Source organism: Lactiplantibacillus garii (assembly GCF_003885105.1).
Taxonomy (GTDB): domain Bacteria; phylum Bacillota; class Bacilli; order Lactobacillales; family Lactobacillaceae; genus Lactiplantibacillus; species Lactiplantibacillus garii.
On sequence record NZ_QWZQ01000074.1, the window covers coordinates 1 to 6,134 of the forward strand.

The 6,134-nt window shown below is 38.7% G+C and carries 6 protein-coding genes; 5 read left to right on the forward strand and 1 reads right to left on the reverse strand.

The features are described 5' to 3' along the window. Window positions 1-36 precede the first annotated feature (36 nt). The gene (locus tag D1831_RS13565; RefSeq protein WP_125073380.1) at window positions 37-978 is read right to left on the reverse strand and encodes a glycosyltransferase family 2 protein; all 942 of its coding nucleotides are present in this window, start codon (window positions 976-978) and stop codon (window positions 37-39) included. Between the two features lie 120 nt (window positions 979-1,098). On the opposite strand from D1831_RS13565, the gene D1831_RS13570 reads away from it, so the two are divergent. The 5 genes from D1831_RS13570 to D1831_RS13590 form a co-directional block, all read left to right on the forward strand. Next, a complete protein-coding gene (locus tag D1831_RS13570; protein ID WP_125073381.1) occupies window positions 1,099-2,013 on the forward strand; it encodes a YihY/virulence factor BrkB family protein in 915 nt (304 codons plus the stop codon). Between the two features lie 210 nt (window positions 2,014-2,223). Further along, complete coding sequence (larD, locus tag D1831_RS13575; RefSeq protein ID WP_125073382.1) at window positions 2,224-2,940, forward strand: D/L-lactic acid transporter LarD; 717 nt, start codon at window positions 2,224-2,226, stop codon at window positions 2,938-2,940. A gap of 159 nt (window positions 2,941-3,099) precedes the next feature. Beyond that, complete coding sequence (gene glf / locus D1831_RS13580) at window positions 3,100-4,224, forward strand: UDP-galactopyranose mutase (protein ID WP_125073383.1); 1,125 nt, start codon at window positions 3,100-3,102, stop codon at window positions 4,222-4,224. A 74-nt stretch (window positions 4,225-4,298) separates the two neighbouring features. Continuing rightward, a complete protein-coding gene (locus D1831_RS13585; protein ID WP_125073384.1) occupies window positions 4,299-5,720 on the forward strand; it encodes a flippase in 1,422 nt (473 codons plus the stop codon). Between the two features lie 38 nt (window positions 5,721-5,758). Further along, on the forward strand, window positions 5,759-6,134 hold a 376-nt coding region (locus D1831_RS13590), incomplete at its 3' end, for a hypothetical protein (protein ID WP_148096380.1).

Here is a 6,134-nt window from a genome sequence, read left to right on the forward strand (position 1 = left end):
TGATAGCCAATTAACGGCTGACTATCAATTGTCCCTTTATTTTTTTTCTTGAATAATGTATTGTGGTCGGTGTTTAGTTTCAAGGTAAATTTTACCAATATAGTTTCCGATAATACCCAAACATGATAATTGAATGCCTCCGATAAATAGCATGATTGTGACTAATGAAGCCCAACCACCAACGCTATTGCCAAAAAGAATTTTGCGAACAATAACAATGATAATTCCAATGATAGATAGGAACGCAAATAGGCCACCGATAAAGGTTGCAATTTTAAGGGGAACATCGGAAAAGTCAACTATCGCCTCAATTGAATAATTAAATAATTGCCAAAATGACCAGTGAGTTTCACCAGCAGCCCGTGGAGCATTTTCGAATTTTAAATAGGTAGTTCGAAATCCTACCCAATTAAAAATACCTTTAGAAAAGCGATTGTATTCGGGTAATTCTAAAATTGCATCTACCATTTGACGAGTCATTAGGCGGTAGTCACGTGCGTTTGGTATAATCTGAACCTTTGAAATTTTATTAATCAGTGCGTAAAATGATTTTGAAAATAATGAACGGATAAAGGGCTCTCCTTTACGATCTTCACGCATTGTGCCAACGCAATCATAATTACCATCTTCAAGTTTTTTCAACATTTCAGGCAACAATTCGGGTGGATCCTGCAAGTCTACATCCATTACTGCAACGTAGTCTCCCGTAGCATGTTGAAGTCCAGCAGCTAACCCAGCTTCTTTTCCAAAGTTACGGGAAAAGGAAACATAGTGTACAGTGTCAGGATGTAACTCGTGCAATTTACGAAACTCGGTAAGTGTGGCATCACTAGAACCATCATTAATAAAAAGATATTCATGATGGATATCTTTAAATATAATAGGATTGTCATTGAATACTTTTTCAACCGCTTCAAAGAAAATTGGAACAGTTGGCTCTTCATTGTAGCAGGGGACGATTAGACTCATCGTTTTCATAAAACTTTAATCTCCTATTTCCAAGTTTATACTTTATAGCTTACCACACTGAATTAAAGATGTTTTAACTTTTCAAGCATTGTATAATTGAAACATTGATAGAATACTGGAGATTAATTAATGAACTTAAAAACGCGTTTTCCCAAAACCATGAAATGGGTAGAAATCATTGTTCGGCGCTTTAACCAGGCCAACGTGACCAACAACGCCATTGTGTTGGCCTACTACGCCTTGATGTCGATTGCGCCCATCATTTTGATTGCTGGTAACATTATTGCCCGGTTTGATTTAAAAACCGGACAGATTTTGGCGTACGCGCAAGAATTTATTCCGAGTAATATTTATCAAACGTTTGAACCAATCCTAGTCTCTTTTCTGTCGAGTGGTAGTAGTGGTAGTTTGTCAATTGGGATCGTGGTGACAATTTGGTCGGCGTCTCAGATTATTGCGGCCATTCGCCGGAGCTTAAACGAAGCGTACGGGGTGAAGAACGTCCAGGGTGCGATTGTGACCCGGTTGATGGCGTTCCTATTAACGCTCGGGCTGTTAGTCTTGATCGTGGGATTATCGGTATTCTTTACGTTAAGTCAGGTCATTATGGACACCATCTTGCGGTTAACGAACACGTCGGCCGCTTTCGTTCCTAAGTGGTGGAACCAGTTGTTAGCAAATAAAAACTTAATTACCTTTGTCGGGATGTTTACGGTTGCTTTACTCCTTTATTACTTTGTCCCGAACGCGAAGGTTAAGTTAAAGTACGTTTGGCCGGGAGCGCTAGTCACGACCATTGGCTGGATCATTATTTCGCAAGGGTTTCGGATCTACATTGAATTATTTGCGCGGCGGGTAACGTCGTATCAAACGATTGGGAGTTTGATTGTATTGATGTTTTGGCTGAACTTTTCCGGGATTTTGTTGATGTTTGGTGGGGTGGTCAATGCGGCGGTTCAAGAGTGGTTCGAAAAAACGATTGAACCAAAATCACCACGTGTGATGCGCCGGTTACGCAAACGCCTGAGTGATTTGCGTAAATAATTGTGGGTCTCAGGTCATAAAATGGAACTTTTTGATTGGAATTTGCCAATTAATCGGTTAAAACCAGAACAATTTTCTAATTGGGACCCTACGGGGTTCTTTTTTTGTGTATAATGGTCTTCGTGTGAAAAAAGGGCTGTAATTTTCTGAAAGTTATAGTACCTATTTTAAAATAAACGGGCGTAACGAGCGCCACAGGAGGAGAACGTAGTGATTCATCAGCTTCTGGCAGAGTTCATGGGAACCGCTTTGATGATTATTTTTGGTGTTGGTGTACATTGTAGTGAGGTTTTAAAGGGAACTAAGTACCGGGGTTCCGGCCATATTTTTGCAATTACAACTTGGGGATTTGGGATTACCATTGCCTTATTTATTTTTGGTAATGTTTGCATTAACCCCGCCATGGTTTTAGCGCAATGCATTTTAGGCAACTTACCGTGGGCCTATTTCATTCCGTATTCAGTTGCAGAAGTCTTGGGTGGGATTGTTGGTGCCGTCATTGTTTGGATCATGTACGCTGATCACTTTGCCGCGTCTACTGATGAAATTTCTCCCATCACGATTCGCAACATTTTTTCAACCGCACCCGCCGTTCGGAACTTACCACGGAATTTCTTCGTCGAATTTTTTGATACCTTTATTTTTATTTCTGGAATTTTAGCTATTTCTGAAGTGAAGACTCCGGGGATCGTTCCAATCGGTGTTGGGTTACTAGTTTGGGCCATTGGGATGGGTCTTGGTGGACCAACCGGATTCGCCATGAACTTAGCGCGGGACATGGGACCGCGGATTGCCCATGCTATCTTACCAATTAAGAACAAGGCGGACAGTGACTGGCAATATGGGATCTTAGTACCTGGGATTGCGCCGTTTGTTGGGGCAGCCTGCGCGGCGTTGTTTATGCATGGATTTTTTGGAATTGGATAAGTAGAACGATGATGCAACTACAATTTAAGTGGTTGCATTTTTTCATTGGATGAACGGACAATCAGGGTTATGTCACAGGAAATCTAAGTGCGCCCTTTTTTCTTAACTTTTTTTTGATATAATGACATGATGACACTTTACTATTTGGAGGGAACTTGATTGAGTAAGTACGATTATTTGGTCGTTGGGGCCGGGCTTTTTGGAGCTGTTTTTTCGCATGAAGCGGCTTTACGCGGTAAACGTGTAAAAGTTATTGAAAAACGTGATCACATTGCGGGGAACATCTATACAAAAGAGATTGATGGTATCCAAGTCCATCAATATGGCGCACATATTTTTCATACGTCAGATAAACAAATTTGGAATTATGTGAATCAGTTTGCCGAATTTAATCGGTACACGAATAGTCCAGTGGCTAACTATCACGGGCATATGTACAATTTGCCATTTAATATGAACACTTTCAGCGAATTATGGGGTGTTCGTACACCGGACGAAGCAAAAGCTAAGATTCAAGAACAAAAAGAAGCTGCTCAGTTAAGTGGTGAACCTAAGAATTTAGAAGAACAGGCTATCTCATTGATTGGTACTGATATTTACCATAAATTGATCAAGGGATACACAGAAAAACAGTGGGGACAAAAAGCGACTGATTTACCTGCATTTATCATCCGTCGCTTACCTGTCCGCTATACTTATGACAATAATTATTTTAACGACACGTACCAAGGAATTCCAATCGGTGGCTATACGCAGATTGTTGAAAAGATGCTGGCACACCCTGAGATTGATGTTGAAACGGGCGTAGATTTTTTTGCCCACAAGGACGAATATCTTAAAGAGTACCCTAAAATTATTTTTACTGGAATGATTGATCAATATTTCAACTACCAACTTGGAGAACTTGAATATCGGTCGTTGCGGTTTGAGAGTGAAGAACGCGATGTCGATAATTATCAGGGAAATGCAGTTATTAACTACACTGATGCTGAGACTCCGTATACCCGTGTAATTGAACACAAACACTTTGAATTTGGTAAAGGTGACAAGAATAAAACTATCATTACTAAAGAATATCCGGCAGATTGGAAGCGCGGGGATGAACCATATTATCCAGTGAATAATGCGCGTAATAACGCTTTGTATAAGCAATATGCACAATTAGCTAATAATGAAGGAAATGTTATTTTTGGTGGTCGCTTGGGACAATACCGGTATTATGACATGCATCAGGTTATTCACGCTGCGCTTGTTACTTGTAAACAGGAGCTAAAATCAAAATAAGCTACTGGCAGTTGGATTTAATAGTCCACGCCAAGAGTTACTTGGTTTACGGTTTAATAGGGAGCTAGTACTAAATGAAAGTTGTTCGAAATTATCTTTATAACGCCGGTTATCAGTTATTAAATCTAATTGTACCGTTTATCACAGTCCCATATATTGCACGAGTGTTAGGTCCAAAGGGTGTGGGGATTAATTCCTATACAAATTCGATTATTACTTATTTTTTATTGCTTGGGACATTAGGAATCACAGTATATGGGAATAGAGAGATTGCCTATCATCGTGATGATATTAAGGAACGGTCACGAATCTTTTGGGAAATTGAGTTTTTACAACTTATTACAATCGTTATTGCGTATGCTTTGTTTTTAGGATTTGATTTTTTTCAAACACAATACAAAGCCTATTTTTTATTACAGTCTTTATGGATTATCGCGGGTGCTTTTGATATTTCGTGGCTTTTCATGGGTATGGAGGATTTTAAAAAGACGGTTTTAAGAAATACGCTGGTTAAATTGATTTCATTAGCAGCAATCTTTCTATTTGTAAAAACTGCCAATGACGTCGGAGTTTACATTTTTATTATTGGCATTGCACAAGTTTTAGGCAATTTAACTTTGTGGCCATACTTGCCACGCGTTATTCAGAAACCAGTCTTTAAAGGTATGAATGTATGGCGCCATTTGGGACCAACTACGATGCTATTTATTCCACAGGTAGCCGCTCAAGTTTATTTACAATTAAATAAAACTATGTTAGGGCAGTTTGATTCAGTAATTGCTTCTGGCTACTATGATTATGCCGATAAACTGGTTAAAATGGCTTTGGCAGTTATAACTGCGACTGGGACCGTTATGTTGCCGCATATGTCTAATTTGGCTGCTAAAGGCGATATGAAAAGGTTTAACAATGCGCTGTATAAATCGTTTAGCTTTGTAAGCTTTTTAGCAATTCCATTAACTTTTGGTATTGCTGCTGTAGCAACAACTCTTGCACCCTGGTACTACGGCGAGCAATTTGCAATAGTTGGTCGATTAATAATTATTGAATCACCGGTTGCAATTTTAATTGGGTGGAGCAATGTAATTGGGTTGCAATATCTGATGCCACTAAAACGCGTTAAATCATATACTAAGTCGGTTACGTACGGTGCAATTATTAACATAGTAATTAATATCCCATTGATTGTTTCACTTGGTGTTAATGGAGCGACGATTGCAACGGTTATCTCGGAAAGTGTTGTGACTGGTTACCAATTTTGGGTGGTTCGACATGACATCAGATTTAGTCGGTTGTTTGTTGATGCATGGAAATATTTTGTTGCTGCCATCATTATGTTTATTGTTGTTTACTTACTAAATTGTATGATGGTAATTTCTATTGGAAGTCTAACTGCACAAATCGTAGAAGGAATTCTAATTTACATTGGTGTTTTACTAGTTTTACAGGCAAGCATTATAGTAGATGGCTTGCAACTCTTAGGGAAGAAGTTTTAAGCATGAAAAAATTTTTTTTGACGAGTGGGGATTGTTAAATGCGCAGGCGAATAAAAAGAAGCGTGTATTACGGTATTTTTGCAATTGTGTGTGCCATTATTATAATTGCAGTCTGGAAATCAAATTCCAAAGGGAAAATTATTATTGAATATGTGGACCAAAATGGTACGACTTTGAGAACTTCTAAGAAAATTATCGAACCTTTACACGCTATTAGTAATGTGAAAGCTCCTCATATAGATGGCTATACACCCAATGTTCAAAGTGTAAGTACACAAGCTACTGCTACTGGTGCAAATTATAAGTTTATCTATACACCTGACAACGTGAGCGCATTTAACCATATAATGAATGCCAAATATATTGGAGTTTCTGCACAAAATATAACTATAAATAGTGATAATGGAATTCAAA